This is a genomic window from Chitinimonas viridis (assembly GCF_030409555.1).
Taxonomy (GTDB): Bacteria; Pseudomonadota; Gammaproteobacteria; order Burkholderiales; family Chitinimonadaceae; genus Chitinimonas; species Chitinimonas viridis.
Window position 1 is genome coordinate 1137247 of sequence record NZ_JAUFPU010000018.1, and the last position, 21012, is coordinate 1158258.

The 21012-nt window shown below is 62.0% G+C and carries 28 protein-coding genes; 19 read left to right on the forward strand and 9 right to left on the reverse strand.

The window, feature by feature from the left end:
• The first annotated feature begins 21 nt into the window (after positions 1-21).
• The 5 genes from QWZ03_RS18265 to QWZ03_RS18285 are packed head-to-tail and all read left to right on the forward strand — an operon-like array spanning position 22 to position 6055.
• The gene (locus QWZ03_RS18265) at positions 22-2343 is read left to right on the forward strand and encodes a phage tail tape measure protein (protein WP_290334045.1); all 2322 of its coding nucleotides are present in this window, start codon (positions 22-24) and stop codon (positions 2341-2343) included.
• Complete coding sequence (locus tag QWZ03_RS18270) at positions 2343-3716, forward strand: DNA circularization protein (protein ID WP_290334046.1); 1374 nt, start codon at positions 2343-2345, stop codon at positions 3714-3716. Before QWZ03_RS18265 ends, QWZ03_RS18270 begins: the two co-directional genes overlap by 1 nt.
• Entirely contained in the window at positions 3700-4782 is a 1083-nt protein-coding gene (locus QWZ03_RS18275; RefSeq protein ID WP_290334047.1) for a phage baseplate assembly protein, read from the forward strand. The genes QWZ03_RS18270 and QWZ03_RS18275 overlap by 17 nt, the downstream gene beginning before the upstream one ends.
• Positions 4779-5483: a phage baseplate assembly protein V gene (locus tag QWZ03_RS18280; protein WP_290334048.1), complete on the forward strand. Its 705-nt coding sequence runs from the start codon at positions 4779-4781 to the stop codon at positions 5481-5483. Before QWZ03_RS18275 ends, QWZ03_RS18280 begins: the two co-directional genes overlap by 4 nt.
• Before the next feature lie 38 nt (positions 5484-5521).
• On the forward strand, positions 5522-6055 hold the full coding sequence (locus QWZ03_RS18285; protein WP_290334049.1) for a hypothetical protein: 534 nt from the start codon (positions 5522-5524) through the stop codon (positions 6053-6055).
• 287 nt (positions 6056-6342) lie between these two features.
• On the opposite strand, the gene QWZ03_RS18290 is transcribed toward QWZ03_RS18285, so the two are convergent.
• Entirely contained in the window at positions 6343-6768 is a 426-nt protein-coding gene (locus tag QWZ03_RS18290) for a hypothetical protein (protein ID WP_290334050.1), read from the reverse strand.
• Between the two features lie 201 nt (positions 6769-6969).
• Here QWZ03_RS18290 and QWZ03_RS18295 point away from each other — a divergent pair, with 201 nt between their 5' ends.
• The 11 genes from QWZ03_RS18295 (at position 6970) to QWZ03_RS18345 (ending at position 12552) form a co-directional block, all read left to right on the forward strand.
• Entirely contained in the window at positions 6970-7320 is a 351-nt protein-coding gene (locus tag QWZ03_RS18295) for a phage GP46 family protein (protein ID WP_290334051.1), read from the forward strand.
• On the forward strand, positions 7317-8381 hold the full coding sequence (locus QWZ03_RS18300) for a baseplate J/gp47 family protein (RefSeq protein WP_290334052.1): 1065 nt from the start codon (positions 7317-7319) through the stop codon (positions 8379-8381). The genes QWZ03_RS18295 and QWZ03_RS18300 overlap by 4 nt, the downstream gene beginning before the upstream one ends.
• Positions 8381-8890 carry a putative phage tail protein gene (locus QWZ03_RS18305; protein WP_290334053.1) on the forward strand — a complete coding sequence of 170 codons (510 nt, stop codon included), beginning with the start codon at positions 8381-8383 and terminating at the stop codon, positions 8888-8890. The genes QWZ03_RS18300 and QWZ03_RS18305 overlap by 1 nt, the downstream gene beginning before the upstream one ends.
• Positions 8887-9132, forward strand: coding sequence for a hypothetical protein (locus tag QWZ03_RS18310; protein ID WP_290334054.1), 246 nt, complete (start codon positions 8887-8889; stop codon positions 9130-9132). Before QWZ03_RS18305 ends, QWZ03_RS18310 begins: the two co-directional genes overlap by 4 nt.
• Positions 9133-9134: 2 nt before the next feature.
• Positions 9135-9461 carry a hypothetical protein gene (locus QWZ03_RS18315; RefSeq protein WP_290334056.1) on the forward strand — a complete coding sequence of 109 codons (327 nt, stop codon included), beginning with the start codon at positions 9135-9137 and terminating at the stop codon, positions 9459-9461.
• On the forward strand, positions 9461-9955 hold the full coding sequence (locus tag QWZ03_RS18320) for a glycine-rich domain-containing protein (RefSeq protein WP_290334057.1): 495 nt from the start codon (positions 9461-9463) through the stop codon (positions 9953-9955). The genes QWZ03_RS18315 and QWZ03_RS18320 overlap by 1 nt, the downstream gene beginning before the upstream one ends.
• A gap of 9 nt (positions 9956-9964) precedes the next feature.
• Positions 9965-10474 carry a hypothetical protein gene (locus tag QWZ03_RS18325; protein ID WP_290334058.1) on the forward strand — a complete coding sequence of 170 codons (510 nt, stop codon included), beginning with the start codon at positions 9965-9967 and terminating at the stop codon, positions 10472-10474.
• Positions 10475-10476: 2 nt separating this feature from the next.
• Positions 10477-10980, forward strand: coding sequence for a hypothetical protein (locus tag QWZ03_RS18330; protein WP_290334059.1), 504 nt, complete (start codon positions 10477-10479; stop codon positions 10978-10980).
• A gap of 120 nt (positions 10981-11100) precedes the next feature.
• Complete coding sequence (locus QWZ03_RS18335) at positions 11101-11592, forward strand: hypothetical protein (RefSeq protein ID WP_290334060.1); 492 nt, start codon at positions 11101-11103, stop codon at positions 11590-11592.
• 230 nt (positions 11593-11822) lie between these two features.
• Positions 11823-12017, forward strand: a complete 195-nt coding sequence (locus QWZ03_RS18340) for a hypothetical protein (RefSeq protein ID WP_290334061.1) — start codon at positions 11823-11825, stop codon at positions 12015-12017.
• Positions 11995-12552 (forward strand): hypothetical protein, encoded by a 558-nt coding sequence (locus QWZ03_RS18345; RefSeq protein WP_290334062.1) that lies wholly within the window; start codon positions 11995-11997, stop codon positions 12550-12552. Before QWZ03_RS18340 ends, QWZ03_RS18345 begins: the two co-directional genes overlap by 23 nt.
• Before the next feature lie 252 nt (positions 12553-12804).
• On the opposite strand, the gene QWZ03_RS18350 is transcribed toward QWZ03_RS18345, so the two are convergent.
• The 7 genes from QWZ03_RS18350 to QWZ03_RS18380 form a co-directional block, all read right to left on the reverse strand.
• Positions 12805-13221 (reverse strand): CoA-binding protein, encoded by a 417-nt coding sequence (locus tag QWZ03_RS18350; RefSeq protein ID WP_284195697.1) that lies wholly within the window; start codon positions 13219-13221, stop codon positions 12805-12807.
• 111 nt (positions 13222-13332) lie between these two features.
• Entirely contained in the window at positions 13333-14481 is a 1149-nt protein-coding gene (locus QWZ03_RS18355) for a glycosyltransferase family 4 protein (RefSeq protein ID WP_290334063.1), read from the reverse strand.
• 58 nt (positions 14482-14539) lie between these two features.
• A complete protein-coding gene (locus QWZ03_RS18360) occupies positions 14540-14839 on the reverse strand; it encodes a putative quinol monooxygenase (protein WP_290334064.1) in 300 nt (99 codons plus the stop codon).
• A 113-nt stretch (positions 14840-14952) separates the two neighbouring features.
• Entirely contained in the window at positions 14953-15939 is a 987-nt protein-coding gene (locus tag QWZ03_RS18365) for a cation diffusion facilitator family transporter (RefSeq protein ID WP_290334065.1), read from the reverse strand.
• 3 nt (positions 15940-15942) lie between these two features.
• Positions 15943-16686, reverse strand: coding sequence for an NRDE family protein (locus QWZ03_RS18370; RefSeq protein WP_290334066.1), 744 nt, complete (start codon positions 16684-16686; stop codon positions 15943-15945).
• A 48-nt stretch (positions 16687-16734) separates the two neighbouring features.
• A complete protein-coding gene (chrA, locus tag QWZ03_RS18375) occupies positions 16735-17925 on the reverse strand; it encodes a chromate efflux transporter (RefSeq protein ID WP_290334067.1) in 1191 nt (396 codons plus the stop codon).
• The gene (locus QWZ03_RS18380) at positions 17922-18251 is read right to left on the reverse strand and encodes a hypothetical protein (RefSeq protein ID WP_290334068.1); all 330 of its coding nucleotides are present in this window, start codon (positions 18249-18251) and stop codon (positions 17922-17924) included. Before QWZ03_RS18380 ends, chrA begins: the two co-directional genes overlap by 4 nt.
• Before the next feature lie 62 nt (positions 18252-18313).
• On the opposite strand from QWZ03_RS18380, the gene QWZ03_RS18385 reads away from it, so the two are divergent.
• Positions 18314-18898 carry a HutD/Ves family protein gene (locus QWZ03_RS18385; protein ID WP_290334069.1) on the forward strand — a complete coding sequence of 195 codons (585 nt, stop codon included), beginning with the start codon at positions 18314-18316 and terminating at the stop codon, positions 18896-18898.
• Between the two features lie 52 nt (positions 18899-18950).
• Positions 18951-19187 carry a sulfurtransferase TusA family protein gene (locus QWZ03_RS18390; RefSeq protein WP_284195705.1) on the forward strand — a complete coding sequence of 79 codons (237 nt, stop codon included), beginning with the start codon at positions 18951-18953 and terminating at the stop codon, positions 19185-19187.
• Here the strand turns inward: QWZ03_RS18390 and QWZ03_RS18395 are convergent.
• Positions 19184-19612: a DUF1801 domain-containing protein gene (locus QWZ03_RS18395; protein WP_290334070.1), complete on the reverse strand. Its 429-nt coding sequence runs from the start codon at positions 19610-19612 to the stop codon at positions 19184-19186. The two genes, QWZ03_RS18390 and QWZ03_RS18395, sit on opposite strands and share 4 nt — an antisense overlap.
• 299 nt (positions 19613-19911) lie before the next feature.
• On the opposite strand from QWZ03_RS18395, the gene pyrC reads away from it, so the two are divergent.
• The gene (pyrC, locus tag QWZ03_RS18400) at positions 19912-20949 is read left to right on the forward strand and encodes a dihydroorotase (RefSeq protein ID WP_290334071.1); all 1038 of its coding nucleotides are present in this window, start codon (positions 19912-19914) and stop codon (positions 20947-20949) included.
• The last annotated feature ends 63 nt before the right edge of the window (positions 20950-21012 follow it).

The window sequence follows — 21012 nt, forward strand, 5'->3', positions numbered from 1 at the left end:
GCCAAAGAAAGAAAGTCCCGCGTGCGTGATCTACTCGTCGCTCTAACCCTGGTCGCCCGCGACCAAATGTCTCGGCCGGTGGCGCAGTCCATGCGGTCAGTCAGCCAGTCGGCGACCGAGGCAACCGGCGCAATCAATCGCGCTTCCAGCGCGAGCCAGCGCATGGCAAGCGCACGCGAACGCCTCGGCATCCGTTCCGAGCAATCCATCCAGCGCGAAATCCACGCCACCGAGGCTGCTTACAACCGGCTTGCTCGCGCCGGTTCGGTGTCGGCCAGGGAGCAGGCCCGCGCCTTTGAAGCAAGCCGCCGTCAGATTGCCGAGCTGCGGCGAGAGCTGAGCCGCCTGCCGCAACAGCCCAACTTGCTACGCCAGGGCTTTTCGATGGGTCGTACTGGGCTGAATGCCTACTCAGCCGTCGCGGGCGGTGCTATGGCTGCCACGATGGTGGCCGAGGCGCCGATCAAGCGGACGATGGAGTATGACCGCCGCCTGGCGATGATGAGCAATACCGCCTATGCCGATCAGAATTTGGCGGGCCGCAAGGTCGGCATGGCCGAACTGGATGAGGCCATCAAGCGTGCAGTGCGGTACGGCGGCGGCAAGCGTGATGAGGCCGCAGATACGCTGGACAGCCTGATTTCGTCCGGTGCCCTGGGCGAAGGGGAGGCAGGCAGAAAGAGCGCGATAGGCATGCTGCCCACGCTGCAACGCTATGGTACTGCCACGAATACCGACCCTCAGTTGCTCGGCCAGATCGCGGTGCGGGCCAAGCAGACCATGGACATTGCCGATAAGGACTTGCCACTGGCCCTGGACATGGCAATCAAGGCGGGCCAAGAGGGTGGCTTCGAGCTGAGGGATATGGCGAAGTGGCTGCCGCAGCAGATGGCTGCCGCCAAACAGGCTGGCATGAGCGGTCTGCCTGGCTTCGCCAAGCTGCTGGCTGCCAATCAGGCCTCGGTGATTACCGCTGGTAGCAAGGATGAAGCCGGTAACAACCTAGTTAACCTGCTCGCCAAAATCAATAGCCAGGATACGGCGGCTGATGCAAAGAAGATCAAGATCGATGGCAAGAGCGTTGACCTGGCTGGCTCCCTCGCAGCAGCGCGTGAGAAGGGCGTCAACCCTTTGGATGCCTTTGCCAATCTGGTGGACAAGGTCGTCAGCCAGGACAAGCGTTATGTGGCCGCCAAGGCGAAGGCGGAAACCGCTACCGGCGATGAGAAGAAGGCCGCACTGAACGACATAGGCAATCTGCTGGAAGGGTCTGCGATAGGCAAGCTGATCCAGGATCGCCAGGCGCTGATGGCGCTGGTCGGTTACATGGGAAACCGTCAGTACGTCAGAAACATCGAGGCCAAGCTCCCCACGGCGGGTGGGACGGGCGATCAGAACTTCCAGATGATCGAAAACACGTCCTCTCATCAGATGGAGCGTAGCGCCAACGAGAAGGCCTTTGCAGAGCAGGACGCGATGAGCGGCTTTAACCGCGTCCTCGGTGATACCGCTGGCAAGTTGGCCGACTATGCCGAGAAGTATCCCGGCCTCGGCGCATCCCTGGTAGGTGCAACCACCATGCTGAATGTCCTGGCGGCCAGTGCAGGTGCAGCAAGCCTGGTGCAATTGATGAAGGGTGGCGGTGCGGCGGATATGGCCGGCCGTGCCATGACGGCTGGCTCCGGCTCGCTTCTGTCCCAACTCGTCAGGCTGACGGGTGCCCTGAGTGTCGCTGCATTGGCGGGATACGCGGCCGGGACAGCCATCAATTGGCTGCACAATAAAGCCTTGGCCTGGGCTACCGGTGAGGAGGATGCCACCTGGGGCGGCAAGATGCATGACTGGATCAATCGCACCAGCGTGGAGCAGGGAGCAGCCCCCATTACTCTGGCTGACATCAACAAGTACCGTGCCGAGCAGGGGCAGCAACCGCTTGCAGCCATGCCGACCGGTGGCTCGCCTGCAGCCCGCCAAGCTGTCCAGCAGGATGCCAAGCGCGAGCTGGGCCGCTTGGGTGTAGCGCCTGCAGGTGTCGTGGTGGTACCGCCTGCTGCATCGCCCAAGGCTGCGGTCGTTCGCGCCATTCCAGGCACTCCTATCCCTAGGGCGTTACCGGCACGAGAGCGGGGCGCCTTCCCGGCCCCCAGCATGTCAGTACGCCAAGGCAAGTCACCCCTGGTTGCGCCTGATCCTTTTGCCAGCCTGAACCGGCAGGCCGGGCGGGCTGAACAACTTAGCCAGGCGATGCCCCCTATCGTACTAAATAGCACCCTCAAGCTGGATGGCCGCGAGATAGCCAATAGCGTCAACCGGATCAACGCGCAAGAAATGAAGAGGCACTGATGGCCTGGAAGGATCAACTGCAAGACGCGCGATTCCGTGGTCAGGTGTTCGACTGCGTCAGTGTCGAGGATCGCTATCGGCGGCGCGTAGCGCGGCACCCTTATCCCTATGTGGCTGGCGAAGACGTAGAGGACTTGGGCCGAGACAGCCAAGAGATCAACATCAAGGCCGTATTCTTCGGCGATGACTATCTTGCCAGGCTGCAGCAGTTTATCAATGTGCTGGAAATGCCGGATGCAGGTGAGCTGGTGCATCCCGTGTTTGGCGTGGTCAATCCGGCGCAGCTGCTCGATTGGAGCATCAAGCATGACGCTGATGATGTTGACTACGCCATTATCGAGCTGCAGTTCATTCGTGCTACCCCGGCTGAGGCTATCTTTGCCAGCGCCGTGCCCAGCAACCGCACTGCCATGTTGTCGGATGCGGCAAACAATGTGCGGTCTGTCGCCATCAACACCTTTGCCAAGGCCACCCACAAGCTGACAGGGCTGAAGGGTGCCATTGCGCGTGCAAATGCTTTGCGCGGGGCGCTGGCCGCTACCTTGGGCAAGCTGCGCAACATGGTGCGCAATGTAGTCGGCGACCTGGATATGCTGGCTGACCTGCCACGTAGCTTTGCCATGGCGCTGGTGGCTGGCCTTGCCGGTCTGGTGGATATCCGTAGCTTCGACAAAGCCCATCTGACCAGCGATTGGAAGGCGCTATCGCGTACCTTTGGCGATCTTGTCCGCACCCCAGCAGAAAGCACCGATCTGCCCAGCCCACTGGATAGACTCAGTGGCACCCCTACTGGTGAGGTGCCAGCGGTCGCAGGCGGGAAGCCACTACAACCTGGTGCAGCAGCACCTGTTGTGGAGGGCGGTACCGGCACGGCGCCTGCCAATGGCGATACCCGTACTGCGACGGATGTGGCAATGGGTACGGTGGCGGATGACATCGGGCGCACTACGGCGCTGATGCAGTCGCTGGTAACGGCCCAATTGGCAGAGGTGGCGGCAAGCATCCTGGCCGGAGAGGTTGAGTCACCCTCGCTATCGACCGCCGAGGTTGAGCGTATTGCCAACGATACTCGTCAGGCTGCAGAGACGGCCATCATGCTGCATCGTGCCTATCAACCTGCTGACGATGCCCGCCCGGTGATCGAAGCCCTGCGCACTATCGCCTATGAATGCCAAGAAGCAGCGCGGGCGGTGATCCATGCCCGTCCACCGTTGATCCGCCGTACCGTCCCAGCGCAGACCAATCTGCATCTACTGGCTTTCCATTGGTATGGCGACTACACCCGCGCCGCCGAGCTGGCACGACTCAACCCCAGGCTGACCCAGCCCAACTTCGTCCAGGCCGGGGAGGTGCTGAATGCCTACGCCCAATGATGTGGTCAGTATTCAGCTTGGTGGCCGTGAGCATCGGCATTGGATGCACTACCGGATAGACAGTGATCTGCTGACGCCAGCGGATGCCTGGTCGGTGACATTGTCGCCGCCTCGCACCTTGCCAGATCAGGTCGAGCCAGGACGCCAGGTGGTGGTCAAGGTTGGGGGCGAGCCTGTGCTGCAGGGGCTGATTGATGAAGTGGAAGACGAAGTGGCAGAGGAGTCGCGCAGCTTGTCCCTGAGCGGGCGTGATGGTGCGGCCGCGCTGGTTGACTGCTCGGCACCCGTGTTCGTCAGCCGCCTGGTCGGCCTGCAGGAAGTGGTTAGCAGCATCGTGCAGCCCCTGGGGGTAACCAAGGTGCGAATCGATGGCAATACCCGAGGCCTGGCCGAGAAGGTGAATGTGGAGCCTGGCGATACCGCTTGGGATGCGCTGGTCAAGTCAGCCGAAGCAAATGGCCTGTGGCCGTGGTTTGAGCCTGACGGCACTCTCGTCGTCGGTGGCCCCAACTATGCCCGGCCCCCGGTAGGCAGGTTGGTGATGCGCAAGGACGGGCGCGGCAACAATATCAAACGCCTGGTGCGTCATCGCAGCATTGCCAAGCGGTACTCGCACATCACCGTGCTGGGCCAGCAGCATGGCACCGACACCTACGAGGGCCGGCATGCCCTGAAGCACACCGCCCAGGATGCCGGCGTGCAGGTGTACCGGCCGCGCATCCTTATTGACCATGATGCCGAGACTACCGAGGCGGTGAAGGCGCGTAGCCGCAAGTTGATCGCAGACGGCCAACTGGATGGTCTGACGCTGACGGCCGTGGTCAAGGGCCATCGAACTGCCGATGGCGTGCTGTGGACACCAGGTCAGCGCGTGCATGTCTATTCCGAACCGCATGGGATAGACGGCATTTACTTTCTGATGGCGCGTAGCTTCACAGGTGGCAGCGAGGTGCCGACAGAAACCCTCCTGACCCTGAAGGACGATGGCGTGTGGGTGCTGGATGCCCACCCGCACAAGCGCCGCAGCAAAACCAAGACGGCTGGAGAAGTGGTGGATTTGTCATGACCAACGATATCGACAAGCGTATCAGTCGCGCCTTGGGGAGCATCCGCCGTGCCTTCCGTGGCGTCATCCGGCGCGTGAACAGCAAGCCGGCCGCGCAACTGGTGCAGGCCGAGGGTATGGCGGGCGAGAAGCTGCTGGATACCGAGCTGTTCCAGCACTATGGCTTCACCAGCGTACCGCTGGACGGCAGCATGGCTATCGTCCTGCCCCTGGGCGGCAAGACCAGTCACGGTGTCATCATTGCTACCGAGCATGGCAATTACCGCTTGAAGCAACTCAAGCCTGGCGAGGTTGCGCTCTATACCGACGAAGGCAGCAAGATCGTCATGAAGCGCGGCAGGCTGATCGAGGTCGAGTGCGACACCTACCGCATCAACTGCCAGACCTATGAGCTGAATTGCAATGGCGCCACCACCAACTGCCAGACCGACACGGTCAACAGCACAACCAGCACCGTAAATGCCAGCGGGTCGGCCGCTTACAACACCCCAACCCTGACGGCCAGCCAGCAGCTGATATCCGAGGGCTTGCTAACGTATCGGGCGGGTATGGCTGGCTTCGGTACTGCGCCAGGCGGTGGCGCGTCTGCGGTCATCCAGGGCAGCGTGCATGTCAGTGAGGATGTGACGGCCAGCGGTAAGAGTTTGGTGCATCATGCTCACCTGGACGCACATGGGGGTAGCACCGGGCAGCCGATGTAATTACTCTAAAGTCTTCTCAAAATCCAAAGGAGGAGACTATGAGTATTGATACTGACGTGGAAGCGAAAGCGAAATCTCACCCCATCTGGCGGTATACGATGTGCGCAATCGCGTCTGCGGGCGCCGTCGTTGGTGCCTACGAAAAGTTACGTATACCCGCTCTCGATGCCCAGCTACAGATGGCCAAAGTTGATTTAGCGAAATCAGAAAGCGTGGCAAGTGCCCGTACCGCTGAGAGAAATGCATACTACACAGCATTGACAACCATTGCCGGCGCAAAGTCCGCGATAGAAGGTGTCGCAAGTACACAGGGCGAGAAACTCGCTGCATGCCAACAAGAGCGCACTCAGATAAGTACCGTTGCAACCAACAACTACAACTATGCGATGCAGTACCAGCATAACTGTACGATCTTGGGCGAAATTCGCACGCTGGATGCGGAGCAAAAAGCAATGATAAGGCGTAGCCCTCGCTTCGATGGCGCCCTCCGAGAAGCTGATCGCTCTCGCTACGATGAGTTAGCAGTACGCATACTGGATTTGCAGAAGAGACTCAGGCCAGACCCTAGCTAGCGGCTTACTGTGCGTGCCTGGCGCCACCCCGACCAAGGACCTCGGGCGGGGTGACGAGACTGTAAAGCGGTCGATCTGCTTATGTTGGACTGGCTAGTGCTACGCTTGGCCCTTCCTGCTTCGGCGCCATCGACGAAACGTCAAGCAAGCGATGATAGCCCCCAGCACGGCGCTGATCTCAATAACCAGTAGCGATGTTTCCCAGTGCAGGTGCAGGACAAACACGCATAGCGCCCAGGACGCGATTACGCCCAGGAAGAATCCCAACACACCAACGGCAAATGTCTTCAATTCCAGCCCTCCATGGCTGGGCAGTTGCTGTACAACCCGCCGTCCGCACCGCCCGCCTGCAGTATTTTTTCGACGAACGAGGCGCAGTTGTTCGGCAGTACCATCCACAGCCAAGGCTTGGAAGCAAGTTCATCCAGTCGCTGCTGGGCTTTCAGCGGCTTGGGCACCTTCACATACTGCCGATTCAGTTCCTTCTTCTGGTTTTCGCTCAAGTACCGCTGATAACCTTTTGCATCCATGTAATACGGCCGAGCGTACCCATCACCCGCGATATGGAAGTAGTGACCATTCGCACCGCCTACGTTCAAAATGGTGTGACCGCAAGGATTCCAGCTAGAGCCGCTCACCACCACCACGTAGGTCTGTCCCCATGGGTACAGTGTGGTGGCGCACTCGTATAGATTTATGCCTTCATAAGCCATGTCAAGCCTGCCTGATCATTGTCAATTTACTTGTGGTGCCCATAGGCACCACGCCTTTTGATGCCGTGGCGAAGTTAGCAGCTCGATAGAACTATGTCATAGGCATTTTTACCCCCGCCTACACCATGCTCCTAGTCCGCAGTCCACCTACTGGCCTAGGCCAGCCCGCCCCATGATCCTGCGCCGGGGACAATCCCCGGCATGGACTCCCTCATCGACCCCACTACCGGTGACTATGCCGGCCAGCGCATTGATACCCTGGCGAATGCCGTCTACCTGCGGCTGATGACGCCCCTGGGCAGTTGGTGGGCTGACCCCACCCTCGGCTCCCGCCTGCATGAACTCCAGCGCGAGAAAGACTTGGCCCGTATCTGCATGTTCGCCAAGCAGTACAGCGAGGATGCGTTGCGCAGCTTGCTCGATAGCGCCCGTGCCCGCCGCATTGATGTCAGCGCCACCCGCACCCAGCCTGGCTGGTGTGATCTGTATATCGAGGTAGAAGACGCTACTGGCCGTCTGCATACCTTCCAGCATCCCGTGGCGGTGGCATGAGCTACCCCATTCCCGACCTGTCCCATACCCGCGCTACTTACTTGCGTGACCTTCGCAACGTGCAGCCTGATGCGGATGTCGATGCCGACAGCGACCATTACGTGCGGGCCACCGCTTTGGCCTCGGCGGTCGAGGGGCTGTATCAGCACCAGAGCTACCTCTACCGGCAGATATTCGCCGACACCGCGGATACACCCGAGCTGGAGCGCCATGCTGGCGTGCGCGGCATCTATCGCAAGGCGGCTACCCGCGCTAGCGGTAGCGCCACCTTTACGGGCGTTCAAGGCACGCCTGTCACGGCGGGTATGGTCATGTCCTTGCTGGATGGGCGTCGCTACCAAACCCTGACGGCTGGGGTGATAGCCGCAAATGGTGCCGTCACGCTGACCGTCGAGGCCGTAGAGGCAGGCAGTGCCGGTGTTGTGCCTGGCAGCTGGCAAGCCACCTTGCAGGCGCCGCCGTTGGGTATCGATAGCCTGGTCACGCTTGGGCTGATTGCAGGGGGAACGGACATCGAGACCGATGCCGCCTTGCTGGAGCGATTGCTTGATCTGATCCGCCGCCCACCAGCAGGCGGCAATCAATACGACTATCGGCGCTGGGCATTGGAAGTGCCGGGTGTGACGGCTGCATTCGTCTATCCGCAACGGCATGGGCTGGGAACGCTGGATATCGTCATCACCAGTGGCGATGGCCTGCCTAGTGCCTTGCTGTTGCAGCAGGTTTACGACCATATCAATGCATTGCGCCCTGTGCGCTCCAACCTGTTCCGGGTCATTGCCCCCACGCTTCTGCCTGTCAATGTGCTGGTCAGGCTGACCCTGGACGGCGTGACGCTGGCCGATGCGACGGTCATGGTGAACAAGGCACTGGCGGCTATTTTTGCGCCGTTGGCACCCGGTGACGTACTGGTACGCAGCCAGGTGGAAGCCGCCATCAGCAATCTGCCAGGCGTGAAGGACAGGCGGCTGTTCAACCCCATGGTGAACGTCCAGCCGATCTCGGATGCCAGCACGATCCAGTGGTGCCGGTTAGGTACCGTACAGGTGGAACTGCTGTGATGCATGCCTCGCTCCTTGCCAGCCTGTTGCCACCGGTTAGTTACGACCCCAATGCCCAGCGATTAGCGGCTGAATTGGCAGCCGAAGGTGCGCGACTGGATGAAGTGCTGGCCGGTGCCGAGCGGTTGCGCTTGGGCATCGTGCCTGGGCCAGGCATGCCCGTTGAGTTCTTGCCTGACTGGGAGCGCCTACTCGCGCTGGTGCCAGCACCGAATGCTACCGATGCAGATCGGCTGATCGCCATCATCGCCAAGCTTAGGGAGACCGGTGGACTGAGCCGCGACTACTTTGCCCGCTTGGCCGCTGCCTATGGGGTGGACATCGAGATCGTCGAGCTGGAGCCATTCAGGGCCGGTGTCAGCCGGGCCGGCGAGCCGGTCTATGTGCCCGAGATTATCTGGGTCTGGTGCGTCCGCATTCTGGCCGCTGGCCCCATCCCTGCTCTGGAGCGCGCACTGCGTGATCTGCGCCCAGCCGATACCTACGTTTACTTTGAGTACCGACCATGAGGCGAATCAATTCCCCTGACCAGCAGTTCCACGATGGCGACCCCTCGCAGGGCGTGGTCGGCACCCTGGTGAGTGCGTCCTGGCTCAACCAGGTGCAAGAAGAAATCGCAACCGTCATTGAAGGGGCGGGCATCACGCTCGACCCCGCCAAGACCAACCAGCTCGAAGAGGCCATCCGTAGTCGCGTCGGCCAACTCAATCGTCCAGCACAGCGCCTGTTCTTATCAATGATGAGGAAATAGTCATGCCATCAGGCTTTTTCGGCAAAGCCAAGATTACGGCCGTCAATACGCCCACCATCATCGGTGGCTCGGTGCCGGCCGGTACCGTGATGACGTTGAATTTGCGCATCACCAACCCTACCGGCACCAACGTCAAGGTGAAGGTATACATCACTAACGCGGCCAACCCGGTGCCGGCTGATGACTTGTTTACCCCACAAACCACGGTGATACCCAGCGTACCCTTGGAAGAGACGGCCATTATCTTGTCACCTGGTGAGCGCCTGTTCTACGAGGCAGACACGCTAGGTGTGATTGCCCGAGTCGCAGGGTTTGGGGAGCCTGCCTGATGCCACAGTACAACGGAGCAATCGCGGGTAACGCTTTGGCGGGTTTCTTCCCCAATCGCGTAGAGGTCACGACCTCGGGCACTTGGGTGGTGCCTATGGGCGTCTGGGCTGTTCGCCTGACTGCTGTGGGCGGGGGAGCAGGTTCCGGTGAGGCTAATCTGGCTGTGTATGGCCTAGCTCCTGGTGGCCCCGGTTACGTGGCAACCCGCGACCTGTCTGTTACGCCAGGGCAGGTACTGACCATCACCATCGGCGCTGCCGGCACCAGTGCGACCGGCAGTGCCGGTTCCATCACGGCAAACACGGGCGGCACCACCACGGTGGTCGCGGGTGGCCTTACGGTATTGATCGCAGATGGTGGTGGTACTGGCATTGCTGTGGGTAACGGCGGTTCAACCACAGGCGTCGGCGGTACGGGCTTCGGGCAGTACGGCAAGGGCGCCAATGCGACTACCCGCCTGGCGACCGCTGGCGCTGTCCTCATCGACTACTAAGGGGCACCTATGCCGATATATGAAGTGCTAGGCCAGAACGGGGCTGTCTTGAATCGCATCGTGGCTGATGCGGCTTTTGTCCTGGCTCATTACCCTGATGCCAGGCTGGTGGAAGGCTCGGTCGAACCCACTGAGCCAGGTGCAGGTGCTCGCCCCACCTTGCACATTACCGGCGTGATCAGTGACAAGCCGACTGCCACCCTGGTCGCTGCCGATCTATCCGAGGCGACTTGCCCGGTAGGTACCACGCTGGTGTTCACAGCAGAGCTGCGTAACAGCGCGGGTGAGGTGCTGCCCCTGGATGATGCCTTCCGTATGCCTATACGGCAGCGTGGCGGGCGTGAAGGCCTGCTTCTGGCCGAGATGCAGCAAGGTATTGTCACCGTGTCAGCGCCATTCACCGTGGCGGGCGACGATGGTGCCTGGCTAGTGGATGAGGCAACCATCAATGCAAGCCTGCCGCCTGGGCTGCGGATGGTTTTCAAGGGCTTCGTCGTCAACGTGCATAGGAGTGCTTGATCATGACCGGCTACCTCGTTGCTCGGGTAATGACCATAAGCGAACCGGCGCGCACAGGGGAGCGTGGCAGCCCTTGGCGTTACACGCTAGCTGCAGATTACACGTTTGCTTCCATGCATCTGGCGGGTGTCACCTACCTTGATCCAGACAACCCCTGGGTGCGCATACGCGATGGCGTTATCACCATCCAGGCTGGCTACGCCTGGGATGGCTGCAGCCCCAAGCTAAAGCGCCCGCTATTCGGTCTTGTTCACTTGGGTACGCCAGACGGCGCATGGCACCTGGGCAGGAACCCCACCTACGAGGCTAGTCTGGTGCATGACGCACTCTGCCAATGGCGGCGCCTGATCCCGATTTCCAAGGACGCGACCGTCGCACTGTTCGACGAGATGCTGGAGCAGTCCGGCTGGCGCTATCGGCGTCTGTACGTGTGGGCAGTACGGCGCTTCGGGCCGAAGGACTTCGAAGGGAATCAAACCGGGCCGAAGGGTCGTCGGCAAGCATAGTGCAGGATGGAGGTTGCTGTGTAAACGGAGACATCGGGGCGCTTGCTATTTCCAAATGGAGCACCAATTGTAGTTGTGGGCTGTTTTGAGGCTCATTTGCATCCAACCAGGAGGGATATCGTGCTGTCCACCAGTGATATGATCGAGCAATTTCAGCGATACAACCCAGAGGTTTGCAAGGCTCTTGACGGGTTCTTCGCTAACTTCAGGGACGAGTGTAAGAGACTCTGTGAGCATGACGTTAACCCGCGTGCGAAGTTCAGCTATGAAAGTAGTGAGCCTACACAGTTCACAATGGCCTGGTTGGGCCACGAACTCACCTTACGTCTTTCCTATGGCATTGGCGAGATAGGAAATGCAATTGGAATCGTGTCTTGCAGGGCTGAAACCCCTGCTGACCCTACGGCTGGGGTAGAGGTCACTGCATTCGCGTTCAATAACTTAGGCCAACTTGGTCAAAAGTCTCCTCCTGGCATAAATCAAACAGCATTTTCCATGGCCGATCCTTCATCGGTCTGGTACCTTGCAAAAATGGTGCTTTACCTCGCGCTAAGTAGGCGTAGCTCCTTGTGGGCCAAGGAAAAGGGAGATTTTTTAGCTTACAAGGATTAGTCAGTCACATTAGGTGCTGCTGTAGCACTCCGCTCCAAAGGCCAGCATCTGCTGGCCTTTGGCGATTTCGGAGAAAGATGGGCGAAAGCCCGCGCCTACATCAAGGTAAGGCACGCTGGATTCCTATGGACAGCCATGGAAGGGTTTGCAGTATGATCAATGTGGCTCCTGCTGTAGCTGAAGGGGCTGCATAGCAAATACACCATCACTTTTCTAAGGAGCACTTGTAAATGACTGATAAGAAGGATCAAGCACCTACCACCGCCCCCGACCCTGTGCGCCCGCTCAGAGAAAGTGTTCTTGACCAGGTGAACACAAGCAAGGGCGACCTGATTAAGGGTGGCCATGATGTCGTGAATACCTTGCCCGCACCGAAGCCAATGCCCAAACAGGATGGCGGAAATGGAAACGGAAACAATAAGTAACGAACAACTTGACGAAAAGCTGTATGGACTGTTGTTCGATGTGTGCAGATCGATCCGTTACCACAATAGGCGTCGAGCGTTTTTTGACCGGTGTGACATGCTCAACAATGTGGTCTCTGTCGTAGGTGGTTCTGTCGCCGTCTACGGGGTTCTGGAGCAGAATATTAAGTGTGTGGCGGTATTTTTTGGTGGAGCCGTGACGGTGTCCTCAGCCTTCGGATTGGTGGTTGGCTTTTCGCAGCGTGCTCGTGCGCATTCTGACTTTGCGAGGCAGTACATAGAGCTTGAGAAGAAGTTGCGCAAGCTTCCGCCTTCCGAGGAGCTTTTCCGTGAGGTGTATGACGCACGGCTAACCATTGAGGCAGAGGAACCTCCGGTCAAACGGGTCCTCGATGTCATTTGCCACAACGATCAGATGCGAGCAATGGGACATCCTTCAGAGGAGTGGGCGCACGTTTCTATACTGCAGCGTTGGACGGCCCAGTGGTTCGATTGGGGCGATCATCGTCTGGGCACATCTGCATCAAAAAAATAGGTAGTTACAGCTAGCGAGTTCGCTGCCCCGCATCCAGGTGGCGAACTCGCTTTCTCTTGTGGGATGTAGCTACGGAAGGCTGTGTTGAGCGAAGTCTCGGGTGTGACATTTGCCGCGCTAAACGATGCCAAATTTTGCGCGACGCTATAAGAGCCGACTGTATCAGGCTGCTTTGACGCTTAGTGCCAGGGTTTCCCTGGCGCCTGCACAGCCCGATATCAGCAATCAATGACTTTGGTTCATAACAGGCTCTCAGGCAGTGGCCAAGCGGGCGTACTCGACCATGATGCAACGATCCATCACTACGGTCAGGCCGGCCGCCTGGGCGCGCAAGGCCGCTGGGTGGTTGATGATGCCTTGCTGTATCCAGATGGCCGGGGCGCCGATGGCAATGGCGCTGTCGACCACGGCATCCACTTCGTTGGCATTGCGGAACACATTGACGAGGCCTATGCGGCCGGGCACGGCTTCCAGGCTGGCGTAGGCGGGCTGGCCCAGCACCTCGGCCAACATGGGCCGGACTGGCACGATGTCAAAACCCCAGGCCTGCATCTGGCGCGAAACGCGATAGCTGGGTCGATCAGGCCGGGGCGACAGGCCGACCACGGCGATGCGGGGGCGGGCCTGCAGCAAGGCCAGCAGTACGGTGTCGGGGGGGTTCTGGAACATGGACTGATGATGCCATCGGCAGAGCCAGCCGGGGACCGGGATGACCTGACTTGGCGCCGCTGACAATACCTTCTGGTGTTGTTGCGCGAGCTGGCCGCGCCCACCTGCTGTCTAGTTGGGTGCGCCTACACGCGCCAGGGCTGCGCGGGCGACATCTTCGAAGCGGTGGACGATGGCCTCCCAGCCCAGCGGCAGGGTGGTCTGGCGGGCTGCCTGGCCCAAGGCCCGCATCACGCTGGGGTAGCTGGCCGCATAGCGGGCCTGGTCGACAAAGTCGGCATCGTCGTCAAAACGCGCCAACAGGCCGTTTTCATGGTGGCGCACATGGGTGCGGGCGGCCGCGTAGTCATAGCTGATCACGCCCAGGCCACTGGCCATGGCCTCCAGGGTGACGTTGCCGTAGGTTTCGGTGGTGCTGCCGAACAGGAAGACATCGGCCGAGGCGTAGTGATCCGCCAGCGCGACGCCCCGCTGCATGCCAGCAAAGCACTGCTCCGGGTGGTTGGCCTGCAGGGCGGCCCGTTCGGGGCCATCGCCCACCCACAGCAGCTTGCTGTCCGGCCGTATGGCCTGCATCTGGCGGAAGGCGGCCAGGACCAGCGGCAGGTTTTTTTCGGCCGCCATGCGTCCTACATAGGCCACCACCTGGGTCTGTTCGCCCGCGCCCCACTGGCTGCGCAAGTCTGCCGAGCGGCGGGAGGGGTCGAATAACTGGGTATCGACCCCGCGAGCCACCACTTCCAGATTGCAGAAGCCCTGTTCGGCCAGCCGCTTGCGTACGTCCTCGCTGGGTACCAGAGTGGCCAGATTGCGATTGTGGAAGCGCCGCAGGTAGCCGCGTACCGGTCGCTCCAGCCATGCCATGCCGTAGTGGGCGCTGTAGCTGTGGAAGTTGGTGTGGAACTCGGAGATGGCCGGTATGCCCAGCTTGCGGGCAGCCCGCAAGGCGCTCCAGCCCAGTGGCCCTTCGGTGACGGCGACGACCAGATCGGGCCTGTCGGTGCGCCAGCGTCGCAGTAGCTGGCCGGTGGCAGGCAGGCCGAACTTGAGATCGGGATAGCGCGGCACCCTGAGGCCGCTGACCAGCAGCTCGTCGCGGCCACTGGCTTCGTGGTGGTGCTGGCGAGGGCGTACCAGCGCTACCCTATGCCCTCGTGCCGCCAACCCGTGCGCCATGCGGCCCACGGTCATGGCGACGCCGTTGACCTCGGGCGGAAAGGTTTCGGTGATCAGGGCAAGATGCAGGGGGCGGTTATCCATGCCGCACAGACTAGCTGCGCGGCCATGTCGCTCGCGTGACGGCGGCGTGAAGAGTTTGTTAATGGCTGGGCAGGGTATCGGTCTGGAAGTACTGCACCACCTCGGTCAGGTCCTGGGCGATGTAGTGTTGGGTGTGAGGGGCATCGAAGTGGGTCTTGAAGGCGGCCTCATCGTCAAATCGCTCCCACAGCACAAAGCGGTTGGGCTGGCCGGCATCGTGGTGGGCGGTGAACAGGCTGCAGCCCGGTTCGGTGATCGACTGCTGGCATAGCAGCGCCAAGGCGGCCTTGGCCTCGTCCAGTTTGCCTGGGTGCTTTAGCCGCAGCTCGGCGGTGATGTAATAGCCTGACTTGAACATGCATTTCCCTCCGGATTTTAGAAGCCTATTGGTGCTTGGAGGCTGATAGTTGAGGCCTGCATCCGGGGATATCAAGTGGCTGGGTTGGCGGGCATGCCGCCCGGCGCTGCCCGCTAGTGCGAGTGGCCGTGGTGGTGATCGTGATGGTGGTGGCCGTGGCTGTGCTCGTGGTCGTGCTGCGGCTGGCCGGCTTCGGTCACCGCGGTCAGGGGGATGATCTTGCCGGCCGGGAGCTGGCCGGGCCAGGCGGGCTGCAGGGTGACGTGGTCTATGCCGTAGTCCTTGGCCAGCATGGTCTGGCCAGCGGCCAACAGGCGCGGCCAGCTCTCCGGCTGATCTATCACCAGGTGGGCCGACAGGGCCACGCGTTCCGGCCCCAGGTGCCAGACATGCAGGTCGTGCACCGACTGCACGCCGCGCAGGGCCGCCAGCGAGGTGCCGATGGCGAGCAGGTCGAGATGGGCCGGCACGCCCTCCATCAGTACATGGCTCGATTGCAGCACCAGTGCCCAGGTGGAACGCAGTATCAGCACCACGACCAGCAGGGACAGGATGGGGTCTATCGGCGCCCAGCCGGTGGCCCAGATCACCAGGCCGGCAACGATGGCGGCGACCGAGCCCAACAGGTCGCCCAGTACATGCATCATTGCGGCGCGGGAGTTCATATTGTGGCTGTCGCCCGACAGCAGCCAGGCCGCAATGATGTTGACCACCAGGCCTACGCTGGCGATGGCCATGACCCCCAGGCCATCCACCGGCTTGGCGCTGACCAGCCGGCCCAGTGCCTCGATGGCAATCCAGCCCACGATGGCCAGCATGAACAGGCTGTTGACCAGGGCGCCCAATACTTCGGCCCTGGCATAGCCGTAGGAGTTGCGGGCCGAGGCAGGACGGCGCGACACCATCTGGGCGAACAGTGCCAGGCCCAGCGCGGCGGCGTCGGTCAGCATATGGCCCGCGTCCGACAGTAGTGCCAGCGAGCCTGTCCACAATCCGCCCAGGGCCTCGATGACGGCGTAGCCAGCTGTCAGCAACAGGGCCAGCAGCAGGCGTTTGCGGCTGGCGTTGTGCAGATCGTGATGATGATGGTCGTGGCCCATGGCTCAGCTCGGGGAGAAGTCGAAATGGGCGGTGGCGACAAATTCGCCCCGCTCGAAGCGGCGTTCGGTCAGGCTGATGGTCTGCCGCCCCAGCCGTAATACGCTGCTGGCACGGGTGCCGTACTGCGGTGTGCGGATGAAGGCGGCAGACAGCGCACGCTCCCACTCCAGCGGTACACCGGTGCGCGGCAGTTGCTCGTCCGGTGCCAGGTCTGGGTCGGCCAGCAGGGCAAACAGCGCCTCATCGTCCTCGCCATGCCGGGCCAGGCCGGCCTTGAGCCGCTCGGCCTTGGGCCAGGGGGTGTCGAAGCGGGCGTTGGAGACTGCATGCACACCTCGGCCAAAGCGCAGCACGGTGTCGTGGCGGCTTTCATAGCCGAGCAGGCGTTCGCCGTCGTACAGCAGCAGGTTGAAATCATTGTAGCGGGCAATGTCGCGGCGTAGCGTAGCGAGGAACTCGCCCGCAGAGTGGTCACCCTGCAGGAAGTCTGCCACCAGGGCACCCCGCGAGGGCGCATCGACAAGGTGGCGGCTGGGATCGCGGAAGTTGGTCAGGGCGGCGAAACGGCCATCACGCCGCACGCCCATCCAGCTACCACCGGCCATCAGGTCGCGCCCGCCGAGTATGCGCTCGTCCGCCCACCAGTCGGCAGCGGCCGTGGGGCGGGCGTAGAACTCGTCGCGGTTAGCGGCTAACACGAGCGGGGTGGTATGGGCGGGGACCCAACGAAAGGCAATCAGGCACATGCCTTCAGTTTATGACGAATGATGCCCGCTTGGGGGTATTGCCGCTGGCTAGATGGCCAGTGCAGTGCGGAGCAGGCCCGCCAGCAAGCCCAGGGCCAGGACCTTGAGCACCGACCAGCCACGCCACAGCAGCACAAAGCCCGCCAGGGCCAGTAGCAGGGCAGGCCAGTCGGGCCGGCCTTGCGGCAGCAACACATGCAGGCTCAGCAGCAGCGCCAGCTGGGCTATGAGGCCGACGATGGCGGCGGCCATGGTGGCCAGTGGCGCACGCACGCTGGGCAGATGGCGGGTGGCCTCGACCAGCGGTGCGCCAGCCAGGATAAAGACAAAAGAGGGCAGAAAGGTAAACAGCGTGGCCACCAGGGCACCGGCCCAGCCCTGCCCGGCGGGTGCGGCTAGATAGCCGACGAAGGCCAGGACCATGATCAAGGGGCCGGGCGTGGTTTCGCCCAGGGCCAGGGCGTCCAGCATCTGCGGGGCGCTTATCCACTGGTACTGGCGCACAGCGGCATCAAAGTAATAGGGCAGCACGGCGTAGGCACCGCCAAAGCTGACCAGGGCGGCCTTGCCGCAGACGCTGGCGATCTCGCCCAGCCGGCCGGTGGGGGCCAGGGCGACGGCCAGCCCGAGGAAGGCGGCGACGAAGACCAGTATGAACAGTAGCCGGCGCCTTAGTGCCAGCGCTGGCCTTGGGGTGTTGGTTGCGGCGGCGGGTCGCTGCCACCAGCCCAGGCCGGCTGCAATCAGCAGCAACAGGGGTATGGGCAGCAAGGCCCACCAGGCGATGGCGAAGGCCGCCAGTGCCAGCGACCAGGCCTGCGGGCCATGCAGGCTCTTGCTGCCGAAGCGCCACAACGCCATGGCCACCAGGGCGATGACCACGGGTTGCACCCCCAGCTTGATGGCGCTGGCTGCCGGGCTCTGGCCAAAGCGCACATACAGCCAACCCAGCAGCAGCATCAGCAGCAGGGAGGGCAGGATGAACAGCAGGCCGGCAATGATACCGCCCCGCCGGCCATGCAGCAGCCAGCCCAGATAGGTGGCCAGCTGCTGTGCTTCCGGCCCTGGCAGCAGCATGCAATAGGCCAGGGCATGGTTGAAATGCTCGCTGTCTATCCAGCCCCGCCGCTCCACCAGCTCTTCACGCAGCAGGGCAATCTGGCCGGCAGGGCCGCCAAATGAAATGAAGCCCAGCTTGAGCCAGAAGCGGCTGGCGACCGCCAGGCTGGGGGGCGTCATGTACGCAGCGCCGTATCGAGCCGGCCACTGCGTGCCAGCAGGCATAGCAGGGAGGGCCAGAGCAGGGTGTTGACCCAGTCGTGTAGGCTGGCTTGCCAGTGCCAATGGCCCAGCAGGCTGAGTGCGTTGTGCCTGTCCAGCAGCTCGCCGGCCGTGGCGGCCAGTGCGGCCATGGCAAGGGGGAGTAAGGAACGGGGGGGACGGCGGCCCAGCAGCATGGCCAGCAGCCATACCAAGAGGCCGATGTGCAGGTGGAGGCTGTCGCGGGAGAGGCCAGTGAGGTCTACCAGGGCGAGCTTGCCGGCCTGGAAAAGGCTGGGTTCCATGGGGGATGTCTTGTCGCAGATAAGGGCTGGCGGCATTATGCCGCAATGAAAGGCAAGACCAGATGACAAGACGCGTACTGACGGGCGATGATTTCCGGACCATGCCCTGGCGGAACGGCGGGGGCAGTACCTGCGAGCTGTATCGCCTGCCCCATCCGCAGCGCCCCGATGATTTTGCCTTGCGGCTGTCGATTGCCACCGTGGCCCAGGGCGGGCCGTTTTCCAGCTTTCCCCTGATAGACCGCACCCTGCTGCTGCTGGAGGGGGATGGCATGGCGCTGCAGTTTGAGGCTGGCGAGGAGGTGCTGCTGTCCGAACCGCTGCAGCCCTTGCGGTTTGCCGGTGAGGCGGCCGTAAGCTGCCGCCTGCTGGGTGGCAGCCTGCGGGACTTCAACCTGATGGTGGCGCGCGACTGGGGCGAGGCCAGCCTAGCGGTGGAGCAGTTGGCTGCCGGTCAGTCGGTGACGCTGGATGGTTCCAGGGTGCTGGTCTACCTGCTGCAGGGGCAACTGGACGACGCGGACGGATCATTGCTGCCCGGCCAGCTCCTGCTGCTGCAGAACCCTGCGCAGACCCTGACCGCCACCGCAGCCTGCCGCTATATCAGGGTGGTGGCGGCGCCGCGCGCATGCATTCCCAGCCCTTGAACCATCCGGGCTTGCCCCGATTTTCGCTGTATCACCATTGGAATCCTGCACCATGACCGCGCCTGAAGCCCAGTTGACCGTCGATCTTTCCGGCCTGAATTGCCCCCTGCCCATACTGCGGGCCAAGAAGGCCCTGGCCGATCTGCCCAGCGGCACGGTGCTGCACCTTGTCTGCACCGACCCCGGCACACCCAGCGACTTTGAGGCATTCTGCCGCCAGACGGGCCATGAGCTGGCACACCAGGAGCCGGCCGACGGGAAGTTCCTGTTCTGGATACGCCGGCGTTAATGCGTACTGGCCTGCAGGGCATGCATGCGCTGCAGCGACACGGTGACCAGTTCCCGCAGCGCAGCCATGTCCACCTGTGCCAGCGACTTCAGATACAGGCAGCTCTTGCCCAGCCTGTGCTTGCCCAGGCGGGCCAGCAAGGGGGCATGCTCGTCGAAGCCAGCTAGCAGGTAGAGCGTGAGATCTTGCTTGCGGGGTGAGAAGCCCAGCATAAACATATCGCCTTCATGGCCGCTGGCGTAGCGATAGTGATATTGGCCGAAGCCCACCATGCTGCTGGCCCAGATGACCGGTGGATAGCCACTGATCTCCTGCATCAGGGTGGTGAGGGTGCGGCAATCGGCCTGCCGCTGCGGATCGCCTATGCCCGCCAGGAATTCCGCGATGGTCTCGCCGCTGGGGCGAGTCTTGGTGGTGCTGCTCATGGGGGGCTCCCTGGGGCCGGCTTGAACACAAGTCATTGATGGACCGTAACAGCTAGGGCAGGCGCCTAAGCTGCTCTGATACGCCTGGCGCTTACCGGATTGCGCCGATTCCCGCCCCTGGTCGCCTCGCCCCGCTTCCTCGGCGATTCATGGCCGTAGCAGGCACTTGCCGGTAATACGCCAGTGTAGTGTAGGCAAAGCCGATAGTGCCAAGGCGAAGGCCGGCTGTGCGACATTCTCCACAAGGCCTTGGATTCACGGGATAATTGCGGCTTACCGCCACTCTGCTTCCCTGAGCCATGACCCAAATTACGCTTATCCGCCCCGATGACTGGCACCTGCACCTGCGCGACGGTGATGCCTTGAAGGCGGTGCTGCCTGACACCGCTCGCCGCTTTGGCCGCGCCATCGTGATGCCCAATCTGAAGCCGCCTGTGCGTACGGTGGCAGAGGCAGCGGCCTACCGTGAGCGCATCCTGGCGGCTGTGCCGGCCGGCATGGCGTTTGAGCCGCTGATGACCCTGTACCTGACTGATGTGACACCACCCGAAGAAATAGAGCGGGTCAAGGCCAGTGGCTTCGTCAAGGCGCTCAAGCTCTACCCCGCTGGCGCCACCACCAACTCGGATGCCGGCGTGACCGATGTGAACAAGGTGCTGCCCACCCTGGCGGCCATGGCCGAGCTTGGCGTGCCCCTGCTGGTGCACGGTGAAGTCACCGATACGGCGGTCGATGTATTCGACCGCGAAGCCGTGTTCATCGACCAGGTCATGAAGCCCTTGCTGGAGAAGCTGCCCCGGCTCAAAGTGGTGTTCGAGCACATCACCACCAAGCAAGCGGCCAATTTCGTCTGGAGTGCCGGCGACAATGTCGCGGCCACCATTACGGCCCACCACCTGCTGATGAACCGCAATGCCCTGTTCCAGGGCGGCATACGGCCGCACCATTATTGCCTGCCCGTACTCAAGCGCGAGATTCATCGCCAGGCGCTGATGGATGTGGCGGTCAGCGGCAGCCCCAAGTTCTTCCTTGGCACCGACAGTGCGCCGCATGGTAAGTCCACCAAGGAGGCCGCCTGCGGCTGTGCCGGCATGTACACCGCCAATAATGGCATCGAGCTGTATGCCGAGGCCTTTGATGCCGTGGGGGCGCTGGACAAGCTGGAAGGTTTCGCCAGCCGCTTTGGCCCGATGTTCTATGGCCTGCCGGCCAATCCTGACCATATCACCCTGGTCAAGGAGCCCACGCCGGTGCCTCTGGAGCTGCCCTATGTCGGTAGCGACACCCTGGTGCCCCTGCGTGCCGGTGAAACCGTAGGCTGGCGTCTGCAGGCTTGAGCGCAGATAGCTGGGCAGCGATGCCTGGCAAACAGGCAGCAAAGCCAAACTTGCCTGCAGGGG

Bases quoted from the DNA above. Each gene is read 5' to 3' on its own strand.
- QWZ03_RS18270 (WP_290334046.1), top strand. From the start codon at position 2,343: ATGGCCTGGAAGGATCAACTGCAAGACGCGCGATTCCGTGGTCAGGTG.
- QWZ03_RS18275 (WP_290334047.1), top strand. From the start codon at position 3,700: ATGCCTACGCCCAATGATGTGGTCAGTATTCAGCTTGGTGGCCGTGAG.
- QWZ03_RS18280 (WP_290334048.1), top strand. From the start codon at position 4,779: ATGACCAACGATATCGACAAGCGTATCAGTCGCGCCTTGGGGAGCATC.
- QWZ03_RS18285 (WP_290334049.1), top strand. From the start codon at position 5,522: ATGAGTATTGATACTGACGTGGAAGCGAAAGCGAAATCTCACCCCATC.
- QWZ03_RS18290 (WP_290334050.1), bottom strand. From the start codon at position 6,768: ATGGCTTATGAAGGCATAAATCTATACGAGTGCGCCACCACACTGTAC.
- QWZ03_RS18295 (WP_290334051.1), top strand. From the start codon at position 6,970: ATGGACTCCCTCATCGACCCCACTACCGGTGACTATGCCGGCCAGCGC.
- QWZ03_RS18300 (WP_290334052.1), top strand. From the start codon at position 7,317: ATGAGCTACCCCATTCCCGACCTGTCCCATACCCGCGCTACTTACTTG.
- QWZ03_RS18305 (WP_290334053.1), top strand. From the start codon at position 8,381: ATGCATGCCTCGCTCCTTGCCAGCCTGTTGCCACCGGTTAGTTACGAC.
- QWZ03_RS18310 (WP_290334054.1), top strand. From the start codon at position 8,887: ATGAGGCGAATCAATTCCCCTGACCAGCAGTTCCACGATGGCGACCCC.
- QWZ03_RS18315 (WP_290334056.1), top strand. From the start codon at position 9,135: ATGCCATCAGGCTTTTTCGGCAAAGCCAAGATTACGGCCGTCAATACG.
- QWZ03_RS18320 (WP_290334057.1), top strand. From the start codon at position 9,461: ATGCCACAGTACAACGGAGCAATCGCGGGTAACGCTTTGGCGGGTTTC.
- QWZ03_RS18325 (WP_290334058.1), top strand. From the start codon at position 9,965: ATGCCGATATATGAAGTGCTAGGCCAGAACGGGGCTGTCTTGAATCGC.
- QWZ03_RS18330 (WP_290334059.1), top strand. From the start codon at position 10,477: ATGACCGGCTACCTCGTTGCTCGGGTAATGACCATAAGCGAACCGGCG.
- QWZ03_RS18340 (WP_290334061.1), top strand. From the start codon at position 11,823: ATGACTGATAAGAAGGATCAAGCACCTACCACCGCCCCCGACCCTGTG.
- QWZ03_RS18345 (WP_290334062.1), top strand. From the start codon at position 11,995: ATGGAAACGGAAACAATAAGTAACGAACAACTTGACGAAAAGCTGTAT.
- QWZ03_RS18350 (WP_284195697.1), bottom strand. From the start codon at position 13,221: ATGTTCCAGAACCCCCCCGACACCGTACTGCTGGCCTTGCTGCAGGCC.
- QWZ03_RS18355 (WP_290334063.1), bottom strand. From the start codon at position 14,481: ATGGATAACCGCCCCCTGCATCTTGCCCTGATCACCGAAACCTTTCCG.
- QWZ03_RS18360 (WP_290334064.1), bottom strand. From the start codon at position 14,839: ATGTTCAAGTCAGGCTATTACATCACCGCCGAGCTGCGGCTAAAGCAC.
- QWZ03_RS18365 (WP_290334065.1), bottom strand. From the start codon at position 15,939: ATGGGCCACGACCATCATCATCACGATCTGCACAACGCCAGCCGCAAA.
- QWZ03_RS18370 (WP_290334066.1), bottom strand. From the start codon at position 16,686: ATGTGCCTGATTGCCTTTCGTTGGGTCCCCGCCCATACCACCCCGCTC.
- chrA (WP_290334067.1), bottom strand. From the start codon at position 17,925: ATGACGCCCCCCAGCCTGGCGGTCGCCAGCCGCTTCTGGCTCAAGCTG.
- QWZ03_RS18380 (WP_290334068.1), bottom strand. From the start codon at position 18,251: ATGGAACCCAGCCTTTTCCAGGCCGGCAAGCTCGCCCTGGTAGACCTC.
- QWZ03_RS18385 (WP_290334069.1), top strand. From the start codon at position 18,314: ATGACAAGACGCGTACTGACGGGCGATGATTTCCGGACCATGCCCTGG.
- QWZ03_RS18390 (WP_284195705.1), top strand. From the start codon at position 18,951: ATGACCGCGCCTGAAGCCCAGTTGACCGTCGATCTTTCCGGCCTGAAT.
- QWZ03_RS18395 (WP_290334070.1), bottom strand. From the start codon at position 19,612: ATGAGCAGCACCACCAAGACTCGCCCCAGCGGCGAGACCATCGCGGAA.
- pyrC (WP_290334071.1), top strand. From the start codon at position 19,912: ATGACCCAAATTACGCTTATCCGCCCCGATGACTGGCACCTGCACCTG.